Source organism: Kaistia sp. MMO-174 (assembly GCF_037147815.1).
GTDB classification, from domain to species: domain Bacteria; phylum Pseudomonadota; class Alphaproteobacteria; order Rhizobiales; family Kaistiaceae; genus Kaistia; species Kaistia nematophila.
This window is the reverse complement of record NZ_JBBCUO010000005.1, coordinates 1-23123: the sequence shown is the minus strand read 5'-3', so window position 1 is coordinate 23123 and position 23123 is coordinate 1. Positions and strand designations below refer to the sequence as shown.

The following is a 23123-nucleotide window of genomic DNA, read 5'->3' as shown; positions in this document are numbered from 1 at the left end:
CTCGTTCCTCAGTCCTGGTTCACCTTGGAGACGCGTACATAGGCCCAGGCGAACAGCATGAGCAGCACGAACATCACGACGGAAAGCGCGCCGGCATAGCCGAAGTTGAAGTCCTTGTAGGCCTTCTGGAACGCGTAGAGCGACAGCACCTGGGTCGACTGGCCGGGGCCGCCGCCGGTCAGGATCAGCAGCAGATCCGGCGAATTGACCAGGCCGATGACACGGAGGATGACGGCGGCGGCGATGACCGAGCGCAGCATCGGCAGCGTGATCAGCCGCAATTGCCGGATCGGGCCGGCGCCGTCGACGGAGGCTGCCTTGTAGAGGTCGTCCGGCACGCCCTTCAAACCAGCGAGCAGCAGCAGCGCGAAGAAGGGGAAGCCGTGCCAGGCCTCGACGAGGATGGCGGCGCCGAGCGCGGTCGAGGGATCGGCGAACCAGGCCTTGTAGGTTTCGAGGAAGCCGAGGCGGACGAGGATGTCGTTGATGACGCCGAGGCGCGGATCGAGCAGCAGCGCCCACATGTGGCCGGCGACGACGTTGGGCAGGAAGTAGGGCAGCAGGATCAGCACGCCCATCAGCTTGGTGCCGGGCAGGTTGCGGTTGAGCGCCAGCGCGGCGACGAGGCCGAGCCCGAACTCGATCACCACGGCGAAGGTGACCCAGACGGCGGTGTTGCGCAGCGACAGCCAGAACACCTTGTCGGACCACATGGCGATGTAGTGCTTGAAGCCGACGAAGCCGGTGCCGAGATCCGGCCGGTTCAGCCGCATCTGGCGGAAGCTGAGCTGGAAGCCGTAGACGGTCGGATAGAGCACCACCGCCAGGATCAGGATCGCGCTGGGGACCAGCAGCAGATACATCCAGTAGCGGCTTTCGGAGAGACGGCCGAGCGCCGTCGCCGGATCGAGCCGCCGCCAGATCGAGGGTGACGGCTCGGAAAGGGCTGACATGCGTTCGGCCATCCGCTTCTCCTTAGACGATTGCGAGCGCGGTGCGCTCCAGATGGGCCCAGTCCGGCTCGAAGCCGAGGCCCGGCGTCTCCGGTACGGTGATGTAGCCGTCGACGACCGGCAGCTCCGCCATGGTGGCGAGGCCGGCGATCTGCTCGCTCGACATCACGAGCTGCTCGTAGAAGTCGTTGTTGGGGATGGCGCCGCAGATATGCGCGTTGGCGACGCCCATGCCGTGCACCTGGGCGCGCATGCCGTGCGATTCCGCCAGATGCGCCACCTTCATCGCGCCGGTGATGCCGCCCTTGTAGAAGGAAGAGGTGCGCATCATGTCGAGCGCGCCCATGTCGATCCAGGTGGCGGCGTTCCAGTGACAGCCATCCGAGGTCTCGGCCGCGAGCACCGGGATCTCCAGCTGCTCGGTCAGCTTCACATAACTGCGCAGGTCGAATTCGCGCATCGGCTCCTCGTACCAGAGGAAGCCGGCATCCTCGAGCTGGCGGCCGAACCAGAGCGAGGTGACGAAATCCCAGCCGGCCGAGCCGTCGAACATCAGCGCCGCGTCGTCGCCGGTCCATTTGCGCAGATTGTGGCTGAGCCTGGCGTCCTGCTTGGCGTCGCCCCAGGCATGGAGCTTGAAGGCGGTGAAGCCGACATCCATGCATTGCTTGATGTAGCGCTCATACTCTTCCATCGTGTTCCAGGTGACGGTCGAGGCATAGGCCTGGATGCGGTTCGAATTGCCGCCGAGCAGCTGGTAGAGCGGCAGGCCCGCCTTCTTGGCCTTGATGTCCCAGGCGAGCTGGTCGATCAGACCGAGATGGCGCATGTGCAGTTCCTCGATCCGGTCGATCTCCCAGATCCTGGTCCAGAGCCGCTCGGTCATCAGCGGGTTCTCGCCGATCAGCGACTTCAGCCGCCGGCGCGTCAGGCTGGCGATCGCCTCGCCGTCGCCGATCTTGATCGCGCCGGTGATGCCCTCGTCGGTATCCATGCGCAGGATCGCCGATTTCGGGCGCTGGTCGAGCGGCGTGCCGTCGCCCGAGCCGGCGAGGCCCTCGCGCCAGCGGAACGGATATTGCGGGTGATCGTCCTCGACGATGTAGGCACGGATATCGGTGATCTTCACGAAAGGCTCCCGGCGTGATCGGCACGCCTTGACGGATTGCGATGAGCGGTAGGGATGGCGTTTCAGGAACGGTCGAGGGGGGGCGTCGCCTTACCTCTCCCAGAGGGAGAGGTCGGCTCGCAGAGCCGGGTGAGGGGTTAGGGAACCATCCGGAGAGGCCGTAAACCCTCACCCGCCGGCTACGCCGTCGACCTCTCCCTCAGGGAGAGGTGAAGACGATGCCTTGATGCACGGGGCTACTTGGTCTCTTCGAGCCCGGCGATCATCTCGTCGACGGCGTCCTCGGCCGTCATCTGGCCGATCAGCACCTTCTGGAAGGCGGCGAGCACGGTATGCTCCGACCAGCCGGCGATGCCGACGAAATTGGCCGGCAGGCGGCCGAACGAAAGCGTCTCGACGGCCGGCGCATAGAGCGGGTTCGAGGTGATGCGCTCGTCCTTGACCACAGCGGCATTGGCGGGGAAGTAGCCCGTCTTCTCCAGGAAGGCGATCGCCGGCTCGGACTGGCCCCAGTAGCTGATCCAGTCCCAGGCCGCGTCGGCGTTCTCTTCCTTCATCAGCGCATTGTAGAGATAGGCGAGGCGGGCGACCCGGGCCGAAGGGCCGGCGGGAATGGCGAAGGTCTTGAACTCGACGCCCGGCTTCAGCGCGGCCGAGATCTCCTGGAACGAGCCGGTATGGTGCCAGACCATCGCCGTCTGGCCGGTGCGGAAGGCTTCCATGATCTGGCGGTAGCCGTCGCCCGGCGCGCTCGGCGGCACGACCTTCTCGGTGGTGAAAAGGCCGGCATAGAACTTGACCGCCTCGATCGCCTTGTCGCGGTCGAGGCCGATATTGCCCTCCGCGTCGACGACCGGCGCGCCGAAGGATTCCATCATGTCGAGCACGTATTTCTGGCCGCCGGCGCCGCCGCGCATGCCGAAGCCGAAGCGGCCCTTGGCCGGGTCGGTCAGCTTCTTCGCGATGTCGACGAACTCGGCATAGTTGGTCGGCGGACCGGCGATGCCGGCCTCCTCGAACCAGTCGGAGCGGTAATAGCCCCAGTCGACGAAGGCGAAGGCGGGTACGCCGTAGATCTTGCCTTCGCGCGAGATGCCCTTCCAGCGGTCCTCCGGGAAGTGGGCCTTTTCGCTCCAGCCGTCGACGCGGGCGGTGATGTCGACGAGGCCTTCCATCGCCAGCATGTCGGCGAGGCGCTCGGCCGTCACCATCGTCGTGTCGGGGCGGCTGCCGGAGACCACGGCGGCGGTGAACTTCGCCATGAATTCCGGGTTCGGGATGTTTTCCTGGGTGACCGTGATGTCCGGCTTCGCCTTGGCGAACGCCTCCATCACCGCCTGCAGGCCGGCGAACTCGGCCTGGCTGGTGAAATGGTGCCAGTAGTTGATGTTGCTGGCGGCGAGGGCGCGCATCGGCGCCAGCGCTGCGCCGGCAACGAGCGCGGCGCTGCCGGCCATCAGGCTGCGGCGGGTGATGTTGGCGACCATTGGTTTCCTCCCAGTGTCGACATATGGGCGAGTTTGGCCGCCTCTCCCGCAACCAAATTCCGCATCTGATTATTCATATCGATCATCTGATAGCAACAGGCTTGCTGTTTCATATATGAAGAATGTGCTATAGGGCTGGCGAGGAGGACTTTCGTCACCATGGCCCAGATCGCCGAAGCCCCGACCAAGCTCAGCCAGATCGCCTATCAGCGCTTCAAGGAGGCGCTGTTCTCGCGCCGGATTCCGATCGGCGCGACCGTCTCGCAGGGCGAGCTGGCGGAGCTGCTCGAGGTGCAGACGGGCGCGCTGCGCGAGGCGATGCAATTGCTCGAGAAGGAGGGCTTCCTCACGGTCCTGCCGCGCTCGGGCATCCGCATCGTCAAGCCGGACATGAGCCATCTGAAGGACTGCTTCCAGATGCGCCGCGTGCTGGAGGGGGAGGCGGTGCGCCGCTTCGCCGAGCGGGCGACGATGAGCGAATTGGCCGACTGGCGGGCGCGGCACGAGGCGATCATCGAACTCGCACGTGGTGGCACGGTCGAATCGGCCCTGATCGCGCGCTCGGCCGAGGTCGACCAGGCCTTTCACCGGGCGCTGCTGGAGAGCACGCGCAACCCGCTGATGATTTCGGCCCATGCGCATATGATGGAGCAGATCGGCGTCATCCGGCTCGACAACATGTACATGCTGTCCTCGCTCGCCATCGTGCAGACGATGCAGGAGCATCTCGCCGTGCTGGCCGCGCTCGAGGCGCAGGATCCCGACACCGCCGTCGCGGCGATGGACGCGCATCTCGCCCGCGCCATGCATCGCGCCATGGGCCTCTGACGCCGCGCGATCGCAAAAGGCGAAGCAAAAAAGAAGGCCAGGGCATCCCGCCGTACCGGCGAAAGGCCCTGGCCTTTTTCGTGTCGACCGGTCCGGGCGAAGCGCGGCGCCTCGCCCGGACGAAGCGCTAGAGCTTTTCCGTGCTTCACGGAAAGGCTCTAGCTCTTTGTTTGGTCGCGTTTTCTTAACGCGAACCGGTGCCCACTTCGCTCGAAAACGCTCTAGCGCTCCATGAAGATCTCGCGCTTGCCGGCGTGGTTGGCCGGGCCGACGATGCCTTCCTGCTCCATCCGCTCCATGATCGAGGCGGCGCGGTTGTAACCGACCTGCAGGCGGCGCTGGATGTAGGAGGTCGATGCCTTGCGGTCGCGCAGCACCACGGCCACGGCCTGCTCGTAGGCGTCGCCGCCTCCCTCCTCGCCCATCGTGCTCTTGTCGAACACGGCGACGTCGTCCTCGGCCGGCGCGGCGGCTGCCTCGGTCTCTTCCTCGTCGCCGGCGGTGACGGCGTCGAGATATTCCGGCCGGCCCTGGCGCTTCAGATGCGCCACGACATGCTCGACCTCGAGATCCGAGACGAACGGGCCATGCACGCGCTGGATGCGGCCGCCGCCGGCCATGTAGAGCATGTCGCCCTGGCCTAGCAGCTGCTCGGCGCCCATCTCGCCCAAAATGGTGCGGCTGTCGATCTTCGACGTCACCTGGAAGGAGATGCGGGTCGGGAAGTTCGCCTTGATCGTGCCGGTGATGACGTCGACCGACGGGCGCTGCGTCGCCATGACCAGATGGATGCCGGCGGCGCGGGCCATCTGGGCGAGCCGCTGCACGGCGCTTTCGATGTCTTTGCCGGCCACCATCATCAGATCGGCCATCTCGTCGATGATGACGACGATGTAGGGCAGGTTGGAGAGGTCCATGACCTCCTCTTCCTGCATCATCTCGCCGGTGGTGCGGTCGAAGCCGGTCTGGATCGTGCGGGTGATCACCTCGCCGCGCTCGCGCGCCTCGGCGACGCGCTGGTTGAAGCCGTCGATGTTGCGGACGCCGAGGCGCGACATCTTGCGATAGCGCTCCTCCATCTCGCGCACGGCCCACTTCAGGGCGGTGACGGCCTTCTTCGGATCGGTGACAACAGGGGTGAGCAGATGCGGGATGCCCTCATAGACCGAGAGCTCGAGCATCTTCGGATCGATCATGATCAGCCGGCACTCTTCCGGGCGGTGCCGGTAGAGCAGGGACAGGATCATGGTGTTGATCGCGACCGACTTGCCCGAGCCGGTGGTGCCGGCGACGAGCAGGTGCGGCATGCGGGCGAGGTCGGCGATCACCGGCTCGCCGCCGATGGTCTTGCCGAGGCAGAGGCCGAGCTTGGCCTTGGCCTCCGCGAACGCCTCGCTCGCCATCAGCTCGCGCAGCCACACCGTCTCGCGGGTCTGGTTCGGCAGTTCGATGCCGATGACGTTGCGGCCCTCGACCACGGCGACGCGCGCCGACACCGCGCTCATCGAGCGGGCGATATCGCCGGAAAGGCCGATGACGCGCGACGACTTGGTGCCGGGCGCCGGCTCCAGCTCATAGAGCGTGACGACCGGGCCGGGATTGGCGTCGATGATCTCGCCGCGAATGCCGAAGTCGCGCAGGGTCTGCTGCAGGAAGTTGGAGTTCTGGTCGAGATATTCGGCCGAGAGCTCGAAGGGCGGCTCGGTCACCGGCGGTTCGGCCAGCAGCTCGAGCGGCGGCAGTTCGTATTCGCCGGCATGGAAGCTGACGACCGTTTCGGTGCGGACCGGGGCGATGGGGGCCTCGGCCACGACGGCGACGGGCGCCGCCGGTGCGTCAGAAACCTCGGCCGCCTCGACCGCGGCCTCGATGGCGGCGGCTTCGGCGAAGCTCTCGCGGCGCAGGCGGCGGGATTCGCGCGAGCGGACGCTGAGGCTCTGTACCGGCGTCACCCAGATCGGCCATTCGAACCAGACCTGGATCGAGGCCTGGACATGTCCCGGCAGCAGCGTTTCCGGCGCACGCAGGACCGGAGCGACGATCTGCGGAACCGTGATGGCGACCGGCGCCGGAGCGACGGTTTCGACCGGGGCGGCAACGACTTCCGGCGCGGGCGCGACGGGAGCCTGCACGGCCGCGGGCGTTTCCGCCTTTGGCGCATGGCGGACCGGCTGCGTGACGCGGGCCGGCGCAGCTTCGGCGACCGGCGCGCGCGGCGCGGCCTCGAGGCCGATCGCGCGCTGCGGCGGCACGGCGCGGCCGACCTGGATCAGGCGCTCGAGCCGGCGGATGTTGGAGGGACGCGACGCCGCGACGATCTCGGCCTGGTACTCGGCCGGTTCGGTCGGCAGCGGCGCCTCGGCGGCAGGGGCGGGCGGCGGCGGCGCAAGCTCGACCAGCGGCTTGACCGGAGCGGCGACCGCTTCCTCGATGGCGATGGTCTCGGCGATTACGACTTCGGCGACCGGTTCGGCGGTGACGGCCTCGGCGACGACCGGCGCCTCCTCCGTCTCCATCGTCTCGGCCGGCGCTTCAGCCTCGGTCTCGGCATTGCGCGGGCGGCGCAGATAGTCCGGCGTGCGCGTGAAGCGCGCGTTCATGCCGGCGGTGAAGGGCTGCAGCCAGGACGGCAGCGGCTCGCCATCGGGCCCAAGCACGGGGGCCTCGCGCAGGACGGGCGGCGCCGGCGGAGCCGCATTGGCGCGCGTCGGCGCGGCGGGCGCGCGGGACGGATTCTGGTAGCGGGAAGCCTCCCGATCCACCGAACCCGGCACCGCCGGCTCGGCTGGAATGAAGGGGAGAGGCTGGGGAGGCCGATTGGAAGAACGCATGTTTGTCGCTGACCCTGGTACGCGGTCTGGCCGACCGTTGCTGGTCGCTCAGAGATACGAAGAACAGCGTTAACGAATGGTTTGAGTCGGCTGTTCAATCCACCATTCGACCCCCCCTGTTGCAGCGCTCCCACAGGGGGCGGATCCGCCGGCCGCGACGTGTGGACGAGGCCGGCGCGCCGAGCCCGGGAATTCCCTGCCGGACGGTGTGGAAACCAGCCTCGATTTTTCCCCCTTGTCGAAATCCGCAACTGCTAGCAAGCTGCGAGAACTTGGCCGAAAGGCTGGGAGTTAAACGATTACCATTCGGAGGCACCACGCATGGATACGATCGATCCGACGACCAGCCGGGATGGCGTCGCCGCCGTCTCCTACAAGGACCCCGCAGCACCGGCGCTCTTCACGGATTCGCTCCACCGCACCGGCTTCGGCGTCGTCCGCGACCACCCGATTCCGCAGGCGCTGGTCGAGCAGGTCTATGCCGAATGGCTGGACTTCTTCGATGGCGACGCCAAGCATGCCTATGCCTTCGACAGGGCGAAGCATGACGGCTTCTTTTCCTCGGCGGTTTCGGAGACGGCCAAGGGCAACACCAAGCGCGATCTCAAGGAGTTCTTCCACGTCTTCCCGTGGGGGCGCTATCCCGCCGAGGTGTCCGACGCGGCGCGGCGCTATTATGCGCTCGCGAGCGAATTTGCCGGCGAACTTCTTTCCTGGGTCGAGGCGCATACGCCGCCCGAGGTCAGCGCCAAATTCTCGATGCCGCTCGCCAGCATGATCGACGCCAGCCCGGCGACGCTGCTCCGCATCCTGCGCTATCCGCCCCTGACCGGCGAGGAGGAGCCGGGCGCGGTCCGCGCCGCCGCGCATGAGGACATCAATCTCCTGACCGTGCTGCCGGCCTCGAACGAGCGCGGCCTGCAATTGCTGACGGCTTCGGGCGAATGGGCCGACGTTCCGTCGGATTTCGGCACGCTGGTGATCAATGTCGGCGACATGCTGCAGGAGGCGTCCGGCGGTTTCTACAAATCGACGACGCACCGGGTGGTCAATCCCTCCGGCGAGGGCGCCCGCCGTTCGCGCATCTCGATCCCGCTTTTCCTGCAGCCGCGGCCGGAAGTGGTCCTTTCCGAACGCTACACGGCCGAATCCTATTTGGACGAGCGCTTGCGCCAGCTCGGCGTCAAATAGCGCCGTCAGATGTCTCGGATAGACCGGACGCTGTCGCGTTCGGTCAGTTCGACCTCGAGCGATGTGACCTCGGTCGCTTCGCGATCGGTCATCAGCGTCACGATGCGCGCCACGACATGGGCGGCGATCTGCGGGATCGACGGCGAGACGGTGGTCAGGCGCGGCGCGCACTGCTCCGTCTGCTTGCAGTCGATATAGCTCAGGACCGAGAGGTCGCCCGGCACATTGATGCCAAGCTGATAGGCGGCCTGCAGCACGCCGAAGCCGAACTGCGTGCCGAAGGTGAAGACCGCCGTCGGGCGGGGCGATTTCTCCAGCATGGCGCGCGCCCGGTCGCGGGCGTCGGGAAAATCATAGCTCGTCTCGACCATCCAGCGCGGGTCGAGGTTGAGGCCGAGCCGATCCGCCGCCTTGCGCGACGCAGCCAGCAGCCCTTGCGCGCGCGGCAGGCTCGGGCCGGTCATCAGGCCGATGTCGCGATGGCCGCGCTCGGCCAGGTAGGTCAGCGCCCTGTCGGCGCCGAGGTCGAGATGCTCGACCAGGCCCTGCTCGCGGAATTCCACCAGCCGGTCCCAGTTCAGCATGACGGTCGGCAGTTGCGCCGCCAGCGCCGCCTCGTCCTCGATCCATTCGTCGGAATGGCCGAGCACGACGACGCCGGCCGCCCGTTGCAGCAGCGAAGCGAGCGGGCCGCCGCGCCGCATCCGTTCCAGCGTCGCCAGCTGCACCCGCAGCACGCTCAGATCATGTCGGTCGAAGCGTTCCTCGATCGCCGCCGAGACATCGTCGAAGAACGAGGTGTCGGCATGCGGCGTGGCGACGAAGATGACCGGGACCTGGGAGGTCTTGAACCAGGCCGCCATCGAATCCTTGCTGTAGTCGAGATCGGCGATCGCCTTGCCGATGCGCTCGGCCGTCGCCTCGCTGACCGCCTTGGTCTTGTTCATGTAGTGCGAGACCGTGGCGATCGATACGCCCGCCAGCGCCGCTACGTCCTTGATCGTGCTCATGCAAGCCACCTCGTTGGCGCGATCATGGCGTCTCCTTCCGGCCTGTCCAGTCCCTCGGCCGGCGAAGGTTGCATTGTCCCGTCCCGTCTGCCCGCTTCTTCAGCCGCGGCAGCCTGCGAAATCGGCTTGACGCTTCGATAGCCTCGATTAAGCTCATGGAAAACGTTTAACCGAATTCAATACCGTCGTCATCCGGGCCGTGGCGACTCCTAAGAAAACGAGCCCGATCCAGAGCGAACAAGCGAGCAGGGACAATAAAGATCATGGCGCACATCACCCGCAGGGGACTCTCCAGGCTTCTTCTCGCCACCGTCGCGGCAGCGACGTTCGGCTTCGCCGCCTCGACCGGCGCGGCGCTTGCCGACGGCCCGAAGAAGGTGGTCTTCCTCGTCAACGGCAATCTCGGCGACAAGTCGTTCTTCGACCTCGGCGCCGCCGGACTGAAGGAAATCAAGGCCAAGTATGGCGATGCCGTCGAGACCAAGGTCATCGAGATGGGCACCGACCAGACCAAGTGGATGCCGACCTTCGAGGACGTCTCCGAGCAGGATTGGGATCTGATCGTTTCCTCGACCTTCGAAATCTCCGACATCATCGGCGAGGTCGCGCCGAACCATCCCGACAAGACCTATGTGCTGGTCGACGGTGTCGTGCCCTATGAGAATGGCGGCTACGACAATGTCTATTCCGTCGTCTTCAAGCAGAACGAGGGCTCCTATCTCGCCGGCATCCTCGCCGCCGGCCTGCTGAAGGACGGCACGATCCCGGCCGACCAGGGCAGCTCGATCGGCTTCCTCGGCGGCATGGACATCCCGGTCATCAACGACTTCCTCACCGGCTATGTCGAGGGCGCGCGCTCGGTCAATCCGGACATCAAGGTCGCGATCTCCTATGCCGGCTCGTTCAACGACGCCGCCAAGGGCAAGGAACTGGCGCTGGCGCAGTATCGCACCGGCACGGCGATCGGCTTCAACGTCGCCGGCCTGACCGGCCTCGGCCAGCTCGCCGCCGCCAAGGATGTCGGCAAGTGGGCGCTCGGCGTCAATTCCGACCAGGAAGCGATCTTCAAGGAGAGCGATCCGGCCATGGCCGCCAAGGTCGCGACCTCGATGGTGAAGAACATCGACGTATCGATCCTGCGCGCCTACGACCTGTTCCTCGAAGGCAAGCTGCCGACCGGCAAGGTCGAGGCAATCGGCTTGGCCGAGAACGCTGTCGGCCTGGTCGAGACCGGCAACTTCGTGACGCTCGTCCCGGAGGCGCTGAAGAAGCAGATCGCCGATGCCCGCGCCGGCATCATCGACGGGTCGATCAAGGTGACCTCGGCCTTCGGCCTGGAGACCGACAAGCTCAACGCGCTGCGCGACAGCGTTCGCCCCTGAGCCGTCGCCTCCTCCCGCTCCGATAGTTCCAGGAGGTCGCATGACCGATCGGCCGATCATCGCCTTTGCCGGCATTTCCAAGACCTATGGAAACGGCACCCTGGCGCTCGACGACGTCTCGTTCGCGATCCGGCCCGGCGTCATCCACGCCGTCTGCGGCGAGAACGGCGCCGGCAAGTCGACCCTGATGAAGATCCTGTTCGGTCTCGAGCAGCCTTCGGCCGGATCGATCCTGCTCGACGGCGAGGCGGTGGCGATCGCGTCGCCGCGCGTCGCCGCCGATAGGGGCATCGGCATGGTGCACCAGCATTTCTCGCTGGTGCCGTCGCTCTCGGTGGCCGAGAACATCGTTCTCGGCCAGGAGCCGCGCCGCGGTGCCTTTCTCGACCGGGCGGCCGCGCGCCGCCGGGTCGAGGATCTCGCGCGGCGCTACAATCTCGCCGTCGATCCCGACGCGGTCGTGCGCACCCTCTCGGTCGCCGCGCAGCAGAAGGTCGAGATCCTGAAGGCGCTGTCGCGCGACGTCCGCGTACTGATCCTGGACGAGCCGACCGCCGTCCTGACCCCGCCGGAAACCGACGAACTGTTCGAGCGGCTGCGCGACATGCGCGCCACCGGCCTCACCATCCTGTTCATCTCGCACAAGCTGCGCGAGGTTCGCGCGCTGGCGAGCCACGTCACCGTGCTGCGCGCCGGCAGGCTTGCCGGCGACGCGCCGCTCGCCGCGATCGACGACGAGGCGATTGCCCGCCTCGTCATGGGCCAGGCGGCCGGCCCGGCGCTGAAGCGCGGCGGTCGGGTTTCGGGCGCTCCGCGTGTCCAGCTTTCCGACGTCCATCTGAAAGCTCGCGACGCCAATGACCGCATCGACGGCATCGACCTGACGGTGCATGCCGGCGAGATCCTCGGCGTCGCCGGCGTCGATGGCAGCGGCCAGCGCGGGCTCGTCTCGCTGTTGACCGGCCGCGCCCAGCCGACCGCCGGCAGCATCGCCTATGAGGGCCAGCCGACCGCCGGCCTCGGCACCGCCGCGCTCCGACGCCTTGGCCTCGCCCATCTGCCGGCCGACCGCTTCCTGGACGGCGGCTCGAAGCGGATGACGCTGGTCGAGAACGCCATTGCCGGCGCCCATCGCCTCGCCGCCTTCTCAAGCGGCCCCTTCCTGAAGCGCCGCGCCATGGAAACGCGGACCGAGGAGATGATCGCGCGCTACAAGGTGCGCTGCCCCGGCCCGAACGCGCCGCTCTCGGCGCTCTCCGGCGGCAATGCGCAGAAGCTGATCGCGGCGCGCGAATTCGCCACCGAGCCGCGCTTCATGATCGCCGACCAGCCGACGCGCGGCATCGACGTCGCCGCCGCCGCCTTCCTGCATGAACGCCTTTCCGAGCTGGCGGCGAAGGGCGGCGCCGTGCTGCTCGTCACCGCCGATCTCGACGAACTGCTCACCCTCTCCGACCGTATCGTCATCCTCTATGCCGGCCGCATCGTCGCCCGGATGGAGAACGAGCCCGGCCTGACGCCGGAACGGCTCGGCCCCTACATGCTCGGCCTGGAGAGCGCCGCATGATCCGCTCCGCCTTCGCCTCCTTCGTCATCACCGCGGTCCTGCTGGTGCTGGTCGTCGGTATCGTGCTCGTGCCGATCGCCATGAGCCTGCCCGATCCGCTCGCCGTGCTCGACACCTTCGTGTTCGGCCCGTTCCGCAATCCGCGCCACACCGGCAACATCATCGAGATGGCGACGCCCGCGATGATGTGCGGTCTCGCCGTCGCCGTGATGTTCCGGGCCGGCATGTTCAATCTCGGCGTCGAGGGCGCGTTCTTCCTCGGTGGCCTCGCCACGGTCGCGACCGTGCTGCTGGTGCCGCTGCCGGCCTTCGCCATGGCGCCGGTCGGCATTCTCGTCGGCGCGATCGTCGGCTCGAGCGTCTGCGTGGTGCCGGGCTATCTGCGCGCCCGCTACGAGGCGTCGGAACTGGTCTCGTCGCTGATGCTGAACTTCGCGGCGCTGTTCATCGGCCTGTTCGTCGTCAACTACTTCCTGCGCGATCCCGCCGCCGGCGCGATGGTGTCGTACAAGATCCCCAATGACGCGAAGCTGCCGAAGCTGATCGCCGGCACGCGCATCCATCTCGGCACCCTGATCGCGCTCGCCGCATGCGGGCTCGGCGCCGTCTACCTGTTCATGACGCGGGCTGGCTTCGAGGCGCGCATCGTCGGCTCCAATCCGAGCTTCGCCGCGCATCTCGGCCTGCCGATCCGCTCGATCCTGCTGCGCTCGCAGGTGATCGGCGGGCTGATCGCCGCCGGCGCCGGCGGCATCGAGATGCTGGGCCTCTACCAGCGCTTCTCGTGGCAATCGCTGCCCGGCAATGGCTGGACGGGCGTCGTCGTCGCCATCCTGGCGCGCGACAGCCCGATCCTGCTGATTCCCGCCGCCCTGTTCCTCTCCTACCTGCAGGTCGGCGGCGATTTGATCGCCCGCAATTTCGACGTGCCGAGCGAGGCCGTCGGCCTGATCCAGGCGCTGGTGCTCATCGTCGTCACCGCCCAGGCGATCATGCGCAATCCGCGCCTGCTCCGCTTCGTCGCGGGCAGCAAGCCGGCGACGAACGCCGCCAAGGAGACGAAGGCCGTGGAAGGAGGCATCGCGTGACCCAACTCGACCTCGCCAGCCTGATCACCTTCATTCCCGCCATCCTGCGCGTCACCACGCCGATCCTGCTGGCCGCGCTCGGCGTGCTGATCTCTTCACGCGCCGGCGTGCTCAATATCGGCGTCGAGGGCATGATGCTCTCCGGCGCCTTCGCCGGCGTCGTCGTCAGCGCCGCGACCGGCAGCGCCACGCTCGGCTTCCTCGCCGCGCTGGTGGTCGGCGGCGCGCTCGGCGCGGCGCTTTCCTTTGCCGTGCATGTGCTGAAATCCGACCTGATCCTCTCCGGCATCGCGCTCAACATGGCCGCCGCCGCCGGCACGACGCTGCTTTTGTTCATGCTGACCGGCGACAAGGGCATGTCGGGATCGCTGTCGAGCCAGGTGCTGCCGAGCCTGACCATTCCCGTCCTTGCCGGCATTCCCGTGCTCGGTACGCTGCTCTCCGGCCACCACATTCTGACCTATGCCGCCTTTCTGGCGGTGCCGGGCGTCGGCCTGTTCCTGATGCGCACCCCGATGGGGCTGCGGCTGCGCGCCGTCGGCGAAAATCCGGAATCGGCGGAGATCGCCGGCATCAATGTCCGTCGCGTCCAGGTCGGCGCGCTGGTGGCATCCGGCGTCTTCGCGGGCGCGGCCGGCGCGTTCCTGTCGATGGGCTATGTCAGCTGGTTCTCGCAGAACATGAGCGCCGGCCGAGGCTTCATCGCGCTCGCCGCAGAGGTGATGGGCCATGGCAGCGCGACCGGCACCATGTTCGCCTCGCTGCTGCTCGGCATCGCCGAGGCGGCGTCGATCGCGCTGCAGGGCGTTGGCCTGCCGAGCGAGCTGATGCAGACCGTGCCCTACCTCGTCCCCGTCATCGCCCTCGTCGTCCACGCCCGCCGCCGCCAGCGCCTGCTGGCGCGGGCGTGATCGCGCGGCCGGAACGCACCCGCCCTTCCCTTCCTGCCCGGCCACGGCATCCCGGCCGGACGGCAATCGATAACCAGAGGAAATGCCCCGCATGAGCAAGATCAAGGTCATCTTCGATACGGATCCCGGCGTCGACGACGCCATGGCGCTGCTGTTCCTGAAGCACTCGCCGGAGATCGAGCTGGTCGGCATCACGACGACGCTCGGCAATGGCACGATCGCGACCACCACCCGCAACGCGCTCTATCTGGTCGAGCGCTTCGGCATCGACGTTCCCGTCGCGCAGGGCCCGGCGACGCCGCTGGTCGGTCCGGCCGGTGATCCGCCGCATTATGTCCATGGCCACAACGCCATCGGCGACATCGAACTGCCCGAGACCATCGCCAGGACCGTCGATCCGCGTCCGGCGCATCGCCTGATCATCGACCTCATCCGCGAAAATCCCGGCGAGATCGCCATCGTCGCCGTCGGCCGCATGACCAATCTGGCGCTGGCGCTGCGTGAGGCGCCGGAGATCGCCGGGCTGGTGAAGCAGGTCGTGATCATGGGTGGCGCCTTCGGCTTCCACGGCAATCACGGCAACGTCACGCCGGCCGCCGAGGCCAACATCGCCGGGGATCCGCTGGCGGCCGACGAAGTGGCGGGCGGCAGCTGGCCGGTTACCTGGGTCGGCCTCGACGTCACCCAGCGCACGCAGCTTTCGACCGAATATCTGGAAGCGCTGGCGAAGGACGGCGGCGAAGCCGGCCGGTTCATCTGGGACATCACCCGCGTCTATGTCGCCTACCACCACGCCGCCGGCGTGGAAAACATGTTCGTGCATGATTCCTCCGCCGTCGCCTACCTGCTCGATCCCACCCTGTTCACGACGCGCAGCGGCGCCATCCGGGTGATCACCGAGGGCATGGCCGTCGGCCAGACCATCCAGAAGCCGGACAGCCACCGCTTCCCGCCGGGAGACTGGGACAACCGTCCGTCGCACAGGATCTGCACCGAGGTCGATTCCGAGCGCTTCAAGGCGCTGTATCGCCAGACGATTCTCCGCGGGGCATAGGCGGAGCCGGAGGCGACGGGCGGGTCAGCAGCAGGACCCGCCGGTCGCCCAGCGCCCTCGTCTCCGCCCGCCATTCCGGCCGGCCGGCCAGCGGCGCGAGGAGGCCCAGTTGTTCGGTGGCCGCGATTTCGCGGTCATGCAGCATGGTGGCGAGGTGGAGCGGCCGGCTGACGGTCTCGACCGTCATCGAGGCGAGAAGGATCCGCTCCGGCGCGCCGCTTTCGAGCACGAGATTCGGCGTCGGCCAGAAGCGAAGCACCAGCCGGCTCGCCGGCCCCGTTTCGCGCACCATCGTCAGTCCGGCAAACCGGCCGGCATGGGTGAGCGGCAAGGGCGGCAGGCTGTCGAGCGCCGCTTTCGGCGACAGGAACCCGGCTATGCCGACGACATCGCCGGCCGGCGCGATCTGCCAGCCGGACGCGATCAGCCCCTGCCGCAGCGCCGCGAGCGAGACGTCCGCCTGTAGCACCAGCGCGCCGCCATCCGATCCGTCGAGCTCCAGCCTCTCCGCCGCAAGATCCGCCCAGCCGCCACCCAGCCAGCTTTCCGCCGTCACCGTGGTTTCGACGACGCGCGGCCGATAGACCTCGAGCGCATGCGGGAAATTGGTGTAGGCGCGCGCGCCGCCGGCAACCAGCAGCGTCGCCAGCACGACGGCGACCAGCCGCCACGGACCCATGGTGCGGCTGTCGGTACGACGGAAAACGAGCGCATAGATCGCCGCCAGCGCCAGGCCGAGCGTCAGGCCCGCCAGCACGTCGGAAGGCCAATGCGCTGCGAGATAGACGCGCGAGGCGGCAATCGCCGTGATCAGGACTCCGGCCAGCGCGAAGCCGGCGATCTTCCAGCGCAGCGCCGCATTGTGGGTCGCGAGCCAGGCGAGCGAGGCATAGAGGGCCGCTGCCGACGTGGCGTGGCCGCTCGGAAAGCTGAAGGCATCGGCGCCGGAATAGATCTCGATCGGACGCGGGATTGACAGCACGCTCTTCAGCGCCGGCACCGAGACTGCCGCCAGAACCATGGTGAGCGCCAGCCCGACGCCGAGCTTCCGCTCGCGGCCGACGAACAGCCAGATCACGGCCGCGGCCACCACGGCGGTGACGACGACGCCGTCACCAAGGCTGGTGATCGCGATCATCACATCGTCGAGCGCCGGCGTGCGCCAGCCCTGCACCAGCGTCGAGATCGCCGCATCCATGCGGGTGATCTGCTCGCGCATGAACACGTCTTCGGCGAGGCCGACGAAGATCCGCGCCAGCGCGATCACGGCGACGCCCATGACGATCAGCGTCGAGGTGCCGGGATCGTCCGGATCGAGCGCATAGACGATGGCGCGGTCCACCCAGCTGCCGCGGCGCTTGCAGCCGGCGACGAAGCGGCGGTAGCGCCGGGCGGCGCCGGGCGCGATCCAGCGCACGCCGAGATGAATGGCCCAGATCGCGAGGCCCGCGAAGACGAGGACGCCGACCAGGACCGCGACGAGCCTTCCGGCGATCGAGCCGAGCACGCCGAGCGCGAGGCCCATCCCGGCGCCCGGCAGGATATGCGCCGGCGCCCAGACCATGGCCGAGAGGATGTTGACGGCATAGAAGCGCAGCGGCGGCATGCCGACGACGCCGGCCACCACCGGGATGATGGCGCGGACGCCGGGCACGAAGCGGCCGATTGTGACGCTCATGGCGCCGTAGCGATGGAAGAACGCCTCGCCCTTCTCGAACAGTTCCGGCCGCTCGCTGAGCGGCCAGGTGGCGCGGATCTGCTGCTTGTAGCGATGGCCGAGCCAGTACGAGACGCCGTCGCCGGCGACCGCGCCGAGCGTCGCCCAGACCAGCAGCGGCCAGAGCTTGAGCTCGCCGAGCCCGGCAACGGCGGCAATGCCGATCAGGATCGCCGTTCCCGGCACGAACATGCCGACGACGACGATCGATTCGGCCATCGCCGTCACGAAGACGAGCAGGCCCGCCCAGTGCGGGTGCTGGACGACGAGATCGATGAAGCCCTGCAGCCAGTCGTTCATGGCGGTGCCCGCTATCGATCCCGGATCGCCCGTTCCCGCATCAGGCGGCCGCTTCGTCGCCGCCGACCTGCAGCACGGTCAGCCGCTTCAGCTCGCCATTGCGGGTCTCCCAACTGATCGATTCGCCAACCCCGACGCCGATCAGCGCGGCGCCGATCGGAGTGAGGACGGAGATCCGGCCCTGGCCGATATCGGCGTTTTCCGGATAGACGAGCGTCACCTTGCGCACCGTGCCGGCGACGTCGTCGCGAAACTCGACCTCGTGATTCATGCGGACAAAGGGATGCGAGCGCCTGGCATCGGCGACGACCCGGGCCCGGTCCAGCTCCTCGGTCAGCACGGTCGCGACATCCGGCAGCGTATGGGCCGCGGCGCGCGCCAGTGTCGAGAGCCGCTCGTGATCGGCCGCCAGAATGGTGATCCGGGGCTTCAGGCGGCCGGCGCTGCGGGTGGTCATGTCTTGTCTCCAGTCTGGGTCGGGAGCTTCGCGCTTCAGCGGCGGTCCCGGGAAGGGGGTTGGGGTCGTTCGCTCCCCGCGCAGCGCTCGATGGCAGGGAGCGGTAAGATTCCGGCAGCCCGCGCGAAATGCGCATGGCGGCCCGTCTGTCAGGAAAGGTTTGGGCAGGAGCAGTCGTACCGGCAGAAGCCCCGTGTTCGGGGCGAACGCGCACGCCGAACCCGGGGCTAATGGCCCGCGATCAGGAGACCCGCATGGTGCAGGGAACGGCAGAAGGTCGAATGGCTCAACATGGTCTTCAAGACATAAGCACGCCGGCTGGAAAGTCAAACGGTCGGCGAGGGAGGGCGAATCAGGGCCGCGCCGGGCGCTCCGCGCGGAAAAACGTCACACGTGAAACACCGGCATCCGCCTAGCGCGGCGCAAACGGCGCGATGTCGACCTCGGGTCGGACGCCGGAGATGTGGTCGGCCAACGTCTTGCCGGAGCCGCAGGCCATGGTCCAACCGAGCGTGCCATGGCCGCTGTTCAGATAGAGATTGGGATAGCGGCAGCGGCCGATCCGCGGCGGTCCGTCCGGGGTCACCGGCCGCAGGCCCGACCAGCGTTCGGCCGAGGCGATCGCCGCTTCGGGCACCTTCGGGAACAGCATTCGGAGCGAGGCGATCAGCCCCTCATAGCGCTTCTCCGGCTGGGAGAAATCATAGCCGGCCAGCTCCGCCGTGCCGCCGACGCGGATGCGGTTCTCCAGGTTCGTATGGCCGACCTTGAGCGATTCGTCCGAGACCGTGCTGACCGGTCCGACGTCGTCGGAATGCGCGTCGATGGTCAGTGAATAGCCTTTCACCGGATAGATCGGCACGGGGATGCCATGCGGTTCGAGCAGGCCCTTCGACCAGACGCCGAGAGCGACGACGACGGCGTCCGCCGCGACCGTCTCGCCGCCGTTGGCGACGCCGATCACCCTCTCCCGCTCGATCACCAGCTTGTCCGCGGTGCGGCCATAGAGGAACCGCACGCCGCGCGCGGCGCATTGCTCGGCCAGCGCCTGGGTGAACAGGAAGCAGTCGCCGGTCTGGTCGGTCTCCAGCAGCACGCCACCGACGACGCCGCTTTGCGGGTCGATGTTCGGCTCCAGGCCGAGCAGGTCGTCGCGGCCGAGGCGGCGATGCGGCACGCCGAGTTCGTCGAGCACGGCGAGGTCGCGCTGGTAGCCCTCGACCTGCTTCGCCTCGCGGAAGGCGACGATCAGTCCCTTCTGCCGGCCATCATACTTTATGCCGATCTCGGCGCGCAGCGCGTCGGAGCAATCGCGGCTGTATTCGGCGAGCCGGACCATGTCGCGCTTGGCGCGCAGATATTGCTCGAGGCTGGAGGCGCGCCACATCCGGAACAGGAACTGGCTCATGGCGAAGTCGGGCATGCGGCTCAGGATCAGCGGCGGATGCTTGGCGAAGATCCACGACGCCGCCTTGCCGATCAGACCGGGAAAGGCCCAGGGCGAAGACAGCGCCGGCGAGATCTGCGCCGCATTGGCGTAGCTGGTGCCGTGCCCGGCGGAAGCGTTCTTCTCGATCACCGTGACCTGGTGGCCGGCCTCGGCCAGATACCAGGCCGTCGTCACGCCGATCACACCGGCACCGAGCACGACTATGCGCATTGCGTTCCTGTCCCCATCGCCGGAAGCCGAGTGGCTCCAGCCGCCGCCGATGCAGCGCCTTTATCGTTCAAGCGGAAGTCGGTCCGACGATCAAGCGCTCCCTCCCGAAAGCCGGACGGCGGCGCGAAGATCGTTCAGGCGAGGCGGGGGATCGGATCACTGCCGAGCGTCTCGACATGCCGGCGCAGCATCGCCTGATAGAGCGCGCGCCAGCCAGTCTGTGGCGTCCGCAGGAACCAGGAACGGCGGAGATCCCAACTGCGCCCCATCTGCGCCAGCACCGCCGGATCCGAGTTGGTCATGAGCCCGGCCGAGGGATAGGGCGTGATCTCGCCGCCATGGAGCTTGCCGTCGACGACCATGAAATCGACGCGGAGATAATCCGTGTCGGCCGCGAGCCGCCGCGCCACTTCGATGGCGCGACCGAAGCAGTCTGGCACGCGGTAACCCGCAGGCAGCGCCCGGCCGGGATCCTTGGCCACGACCGAATTGGTGACGCGGAGCCGGCGGCCATCCCGGTCGAAGATGCCGGACCGGCCGTCGGGCGTCTTCTCGCCCCGGTAGATCAGCGCATAGAAGACCTCGCCCGAGAACAGATGCACCTTGATCTCGTCAATCCCGCGCGGATCGTCCGCGAGGACGCGTTCGGCAAGGAGCCGCTTCGGCGCCGCGCCATAGGCCCATTCGAGCGCGTCGACGCCAAAAGTCTGCTCCAGCCAGCCCCGGCAGGTCGCTTCGAAGGCGGCGCGGTCCTCGTCGCGGTGGCGGAAGAACCAGTTGCGGTCGCAGGCGGCGTTCATTTTCACCACGACGTCGCCATGGCGCAGCGCGTCGGGCAGGGCGGCCGGGTCGGTTCCGCTCCACAGCAGTTCGGCCACCGCAACGTCCTGTTGGGCGAAAAGCCGCTTCGTCGCGAGCTTGTCGCAATGGGCGACGAAGGCCGGGTTGCGGTCGAACATGCGCCGCCAGAACATCTTGTCGCTATAGCTGACGGGAAGCAGGATCCGCGGCAGCGCGCCGATCTCGGCCCGGAAGGCGCGCGTCGCCTTGCGATGCTTCGCGTGCAGCGCCGCATCGATCGGGCGCGCCAGCAGGCGGTGTGCCCCCGTCATGCCGGGCTCCCCGCCGCCGGGCCCGAATCAAGGCGGGTCGGCAGCATTGCCGCGGCATGAGGATGAAGACGGTGTCGCAAGATTGGCCCCCCGGCCCTTGTGGCGAAAGCCGTGCTTCAACCGTCCCGCGTCACGGTCGTCAAGCCGCGGGCAGATCTTCCGCGCTGTGGCCCTGCGGTTCAGGCGTCGAGCACGGCCGGCGCCACCGTCTCGTTCATCAGGATCGACACCGCCTTGTTGCCGAGCGCGAGCGCGATCGCGTTGGTGTTGGCGGAGGGAATGAAGGGGATCGCCGCGCAGTCGATGACGCGCAACCCCTCGACGCCGCGCACGCGCAGCTTGCTGTCGAGCACCGCCATCGGATCGTCGTCGCGCCCCATGCGGGCCGAACCGGAGGGATGGTAATTCGTCTTCACCGTCTTGGCGCAGAAGGCGGCGAGTTCATCGTCGCTGAGCTTGTCGGAACCCGGCAGCAATTCGCCCCTGATGTTCGAGCCGACCGGCTCGGTCTGCAGCAGTTTTCGAGCGAAGCGCATCGAGGCGATGGTCAGGCGCAAATCGTCGGGATCGCCGAAGAAGTTGGAATCGACCACCGGCTTCGCCGACGGGTCGGCCGAGCGCAGCTTCACCGAGCCGCGCGCCTTCGGCCTGAGCAGGCAGGAGGTCAGCGTCACGCCATGCGTCGGCTGCATGTCGGTGACGTCGCGGTCGAGATAGACGATCGGCGCGCAATAGAGCTGCACGGTCGGCCGGTCGCCGCCATCGGGATCATAGAACAGGCAGGATTCGATGCCCGTCGTCGTCACCGGACCGGTGCCGAACATCATGTATTGCAGGCCGTTGCGCAGCATCGGCCAGCCCTTGTCCTCGCCGAAATAGCCGCTCGCCCGCCTGGTCGTGGCGATCACCGGCACCTCATGGTGATCCTGCAGATTCTGGCCGACGCCGGGCAGGTCGGTATGGACCGCTATGCCGTGCTCCTTCAGATGCGCCTCGGGCCCGATGCCCGACAGCATCAAAAGCTTGGCCGTGTTGTAGGTGCCGGTCGCGACCAGCACCTCCTGGTCGGCCCGCGCCTCGATGCGCTTGCCCTCCCGGACATATTCGATGCCGACGGCGCGGCTGCCCTCGATGAGGATGCGCGTCACCAGAGCGTCGGTGACGACGGTGAGGCGCTTGTCGTTCATCACCTGCGACAGGAAGGAGAACACCGCATCGCTGCGGCGCATCCTGCCGTCGACCACGCCCATGGTGTGCTGCATGACGCCGACGCCGTTCTGCCGGGCGCCGTTGAAATCGGGATTGTAGGGAATGCCGGCGCCCTGCGCGGCGAGAATATAGTCGCGCGTCATCTCGCAGAGCTGGCCGGGATCGGAGACGAGCAGGCTGCCGTCGATGCCGTGATAGGCATCGTTGAACTTCTGGTTCTTCTCCAGCGCCTTGAAGTGCGGCAGCAGGTCGGCATAGCTCCAGCCGGCATTGCCGCCGAGGAAATTGTCCCAATGGTCATAGTCGGCGCGCTGGCCGCGCATATAGACCATGGCGTTGACCGAGCTGCCGCCGCCGAGCACCTTCGCCTGCGGCACGATCGGGCCGCGGCCGCCAAGGCGCGGCTGCTCGACCGTGTGGTGCATCTCGAGGAAATCCTCGCGGCCGAGATATTTCATGTAGCCGGCCGGCATCTGCATCAGCCTGGCGTAGTGCGCCGGGCCGCGCTCGACCAGCAGCACGCGCGCGCCGTGGTCGCGCACCAGCCGGGTCGCCGCGACGCAGGCGGACGAGCCGCCGCCGGCGATGATGTAGTCATAGGCCATCAGGATCGGTCCTGTCAGAAGCGGAAGCGCGGGGTGCGCGGCGCTCCAAGCTGAATCGGCCGGGTCGATTGCGCAAGGGTGGCGCGGCTCTCCCTTTCACCAAGGCGTGATGCGTGTGTGATCACAACCGCGCGATCATCCGGGCGGTTCGTGTGGCGCCGGTAGGCGAGGGCCACCCCGGAATCGGCAGCGGAGGTCGCTCCCGGCGCCGGCATCTGCGGCGTGTCGGTCGGAAAATCGACCGGGAAGCTGAGCCGGCGATGTTGTGGCGAACCTCTGCTTGAGCTCCAGGGCGGTGTCGTCCGGCCCGATCGATCAGGCTCGATTGTCTGCTTCGGCAGGCTTGCTAATTGCTAATGAAAATTAATGTTTGTCAGTGTGTTAGCTGGAACCAAGCAATTGCGCGGCTTTGCGCCTGGCGCGGCCCGTCTTATCCACATGGCGGGCCGGCCGGCGTCAGGAAAGTTCGAATTTTCGGAAAATGTCGATTGACGGGGTGGGGCTCGGTGCCTATAACCCGGCTCAAGAACGCGGGCGGCACCGCTGCCGGCGAACGGAAAACTCGTCTTCGAGTTTTGTTAATTTGGTAGTTGACTGGTTGTCGGAAGGCGACTAGATAGCTGCCTCCGGTT

Annotated in this window: 17 protein-coding genes; 7 read left to right on the top strand and 10 right to left on the bottom strand. The window is 67.5% G+C overall.

The window, feature by feature from the left end; all coding sequences use genetic code 11:
• Window positions 1–8 precede the first annotated feature (8 nt).
• The 3 genes from WFK98_RS17945 to WFK98_RS17935 form a co-directional block, all read right to left on the bottom strand.
• A complete protein-coding gene (locus WFK98_RS17945; protein WP_336801196.1) occupies window positions 9–965 on the bottom strand; it encodes a carbohydrate ABC transporter permease in 957 nt (318 codons plus the stop codon).
• Window positions 966–975: 10 nt separating this feature from the next.
• The gene (locus WFK98_RS17940; protein WP_336801195.1) at window positions 976–2082 is read right to left on the bottom strand and encodes an enolase C-terminal domain-like protein; all 1107 of its coding nucleotides are present in this window, start codon (window positions 2080–2082) and stop codon (window positions 976–978) included.
• A 236-nt stretch (window positions 2083–2318) separates the two neighbouring features.
• Entirely contained in the window at window positions 2319–3569 is a 1251-nt protein-coding gene (locus WFK98_RS17935; protein WP_336801194.1) for an extracellular solute-binding protein, read from the bottom strand.
• A 159-nt stretch (window positions 3570–3728) separates the two neighbouring features.
• Between WFK98_RS17935 and WFK98_RS17930 the strand changes: the two genes are divergently transcribed.
• Window positions 3729–4397 carry a GntR family transcriptional regulator gene (locus WFK98_RS17930; RefSeq protein WP_266336570.1) on the top strand — a complete coding sequence of 223 codons (669 nt, stop codon included), beginning with the start codon at window positions 3729–3731 and terminating at the stop codon, window positions 4395–4397.
• A gap of 221 nt (window positions 4398–4618) precedes the next feature.
• On the opposite strand, the gene WFK98_RS17925 is transcribed toward WFK98_RS17930, so the two are convergent.
• Window positions 4619–7228 carry a DNA translocase FtsK gene (locus tag WFK98_RS17925; protein ID WP_336801193.1) on the bottom strand — a complete coding sequence of 870 codons (2610 nt, stop codon included), beginning with the start codon at window positions 7226–7228 and terminating at the stop codon, window positions 4619–4621.
• A 321-nt stretch (window positions 7229–7549) separates the two neighbouring features.
• Here WFK98_RS17925 and WFK98_RS17920 point away from each other — a divergent pair, with 321 nt between their 5' ends.
• On the top strand, window positions 7550–8419 hold the full coding sequence (locus tag WFK98_RS17920) for an isopenicillin N synthase family dioxygenase (protein WP_336801192.1): 870 nt from the start codon (window positions 7550–7552) through the stop codon (window positions 8417–8419).
• 5 nt (window positions 8420–8424) lie between these two features.
• Here the strand turns inward: WFK98_RS17920 and WFK98_RS17915 are convergent, their stop codons facing one another.
• Window positions 8425–9429, bottom strand: coding sequence for a LacI family DNA-binding transcriptional regulator (locus WFK98_RS17915; RefSeq protein WP_336801191.1), 1005 nt, complete (start codon window positions 9427–9429; stop codon window positions 8425–8427).
• A 263-nt stretch (window positions 9430–9692) separates the two neighbouring features.
• On the opposite strand from WFK98_RS17915, the gene WFK98_RS17910 reads away from it, so the two are divergent.
• The 5 genes from WFK98_RS17910 (at window position 9693) to WFK98_RS17890 (ending at window position 15431) form a co-directional block, all read left to right on the top strand.
• The gene (locus WFK98_RS17910; RefSeq protein WP_336801190.1) at window positions 9693–10811 is read left to right on the top strand and encodes a BMP family ABC transporter substrate-binding protein; all 1119 of its coding nucleotides are present in this window, start codon (window positions 9693–9695) and stop codon (window positions 10809–10811) included.
• Window positions 10812–10851: 40 nt separating this feature from the next.
• Window positions 10852–12378 (top strand): ABC transporter ATP-binding protein, encoded by a 1527-nt coding sequence (locus WFK98_RS17905; protein WP_336801189.1) that lies wholly within the window; start codon window positions 10852–10854, stop codon window positions 12376–12378.
• Window positions 12375–13466, top strand: a complete 1092-nt coding sequence (locus WFK98_RS17900; RefSeq protein ID WP_336801188.1) for an ABC transporter permease — start codon at window positions 12375–12377, stop codon at window positions 13464–13466. Before WFK98_RS17905 ends, WFK98_RS17900 begins: the two co-directional genes overlap by 4 nt.
• Complete coding sequence (locus WFK98_RS17895; protein WP_336801187.1) at window positions 13463–14377, top strand: ABC transporter permease; 915 nt, start codon at window positions 13463–13465, stop codon at window positions 14375–14377. The genes WFK98_RS17900 and WFK98_RS17895 overlap by 4 nt, the downstream gene beginning before the upstream one ends.
• A gap of 91 nt (window positions 14378–14468) precedes the next feature.
• The gene (locus WFK98_RS17890) at window positions 14469–15431 is read left to right on the top strand and encodes a nucleoside hydrolase (protein WP_266336562.1); all 963 of its coding nucleotides are present in this window, start codon (window positions 14469–14471) and stop codon (window positions 15429–15431) included.
• Here the strand turns inward: WFK98_RS17890 and WFK98_RS17885 are convergent.
• The 5 genes from WFK98_RS17885 to WFK98_RS17865 form a co-directional block, all read right to left on the bottom strand.
• On the bottom strand, window positions 15391–17448 hold the full coding sequence (locus tag WFK98_RS17885) for a bifunctional DedA family/phosphatase PAP2 family protein (protein ID WP_336801186.1): 2058 nt from the start codon (window positions 17446–17448) through the stop codon (window positions 15391–15393). The genes WFK98_RS17890 and WFK98_RS17885 overlap by 41 nt on opposite strands.
• Before the next feature lie 40 nt (window positions 17449–17488).
• Complete coding sequence (gene rnk / locus WFK98_RS17880; protein WP_266336560.1) at window positions 17489–17905, bottom strand: nucleoside diphosphate kinase regulator; 417 nt, start codon at window positions 17903–17905, stop codon at window positions 17489–17491.
• Between the two features lie 412 nt (window positions 17906–18317).
• A complete protein-coding gene (locus tag WFK98_RS17875; protein ID WP_336801185.1) occupies window positions 18318–19565 on the bottom strand; it encodes a D-amino acid dehydrogenase in 1248 nt (415 codons plus the stop codon).
• Between the two features lie 134 nt (window positions 19566–19699).
• On the bottom strand, window positions 19700–20677 hold the full coding sequence (locus WFK98_RS17870) for an ATP-grasp fold amidoligase family protein (protein WP_336801184.1): 978 nt from the start codon (window positions 20675–20677) through the stop codon (window positions 19700–19702).
• 179 nt (window positions 20678–20856) lie between these two features.
• Window positions 20857–22491 carry a GMC family oxidoreductase gene (locus WFK98_RS17865; protein ID WP_336801183.1) on the bottom strand — a complete coding sequence of 545 codons (1635 nt, stop codon included), beginning with the start codon at window positions 22489–22491 and terminating at the stop codon, window positions 20857–20859.
• Between the last annotated feature and the right edge of the window lie 632 nt (window positions 22492–23123).

Excerpts from the sequence above, each read along its gene's own strand:
- WFK98_RS17945 (WP_336801196.1), bottom strand. The coding sequence starts at position 965 with ATGGCCGAACGCATGTCAGCCCTTTCCGAGCCGTCACCCTCGATCTGG.
- WFK98_RS17935 (WP_336801194.1), bottom strand. The coding sequence starts at position 3,569 with ATGGTCGCCAACATCACCCGCCGCAGCCTGATGGCCGGCAGCGCCGCG.
- WFK98_RS17930 (WP_266336570.1), top strand. The coding sequence starts at position 3,729 with ATGGCCCAGATCGCCGAAGCCCCGACCAAGCTCAGCCAGATCGCCTAT.
- WFK98_RS17925 (WP_336801193.1), bottom strand. The coding sequence starts at position 7,228 with ATGCGTTCTTCCAATCGGCCTCCCCAGCCTCTCCCCTTCATTCCAGCC.
- WFK98_RS17920 (WP_336801192.1), top strand. The coding sequence starts at position 7,550 with ATGGATACGATCGATCCGACGACCAGCCGGGATGGCGTCGCCGCCGTC.
- WFK98_RS17915 (WP_336801191.1), bottom strand. The coding sequence starts at position 9,429 with ATGAGCACGATCAAGGACGTAGCGGCGCTGGCGGGCGTATCGATCGCC.
- WFK98_RS17910 (WP_336801190.1), top strand. The coding sequence starts at position 9,693 with ATGGCGCACATCACCCGCAGGGGACTCTCCAGGCTTCTTCTCGCCACC.
- WFK98_RS17905 (WP_336801189.1), top strand. The coding sequence starts at position 10,852 with ATGACCGATCGGCCGATCATCGCCTTTGCCGGCATTTCCAAGACCTAT.
- WFK98_RS17900 (WP_336801188.1), top strand. The coding sequence starts at position 12,375 with ATGATCCGCTCCGCCTTCGCCTCCTTCGTCATCACCGCGGTCCTGCTG.
- WFK98_RS17890 (WP_266336562.1), top strand. The coding sequence starts at position 14,469 with ATGAGCAAGATCAAGGTCATCTTCGATACGGATCCCGGCGTCGACGAC.
- WFK98_RS17885 (WP_336801186.1), bottom strand. The coding sequence starts at position 17,448 with ATGAACGACTGGCTGCAGGGCTTCATCGATCTCGTCGTCCAGCACCCG.
- rnk (WP_266336560.1), bottom strand. The coding sequence starts at position 17,905 with ATGACCACCCGCAGCGCCGGCCGCCTGAAGCCCCGGATCACCATTCTG.
- WFK98_RS17875 (WP_336801185.1), bottom strand. The coding sequence starts at position 19,565 with ATGCGCATAGTCGTGCTCGGTGCCGGTGTGATCGGCGTGACGACGGCC.
- WFK98_RS17870 (WP_336801184.1), bottom strand. The coding sequence starts at position 20,677 with ATGACGGGGGCACACCGCCTGCTGGCGCGCCCGATCGATGCGGCGCTG.
- WFK98_RS17865 (WP_336801183.1), bottom strand. The coding sequence starts at position 22,491 with ATGGCCTATGACTACATCATCGCCGGCGGCGGCTCGTCCGCCTGCGTC.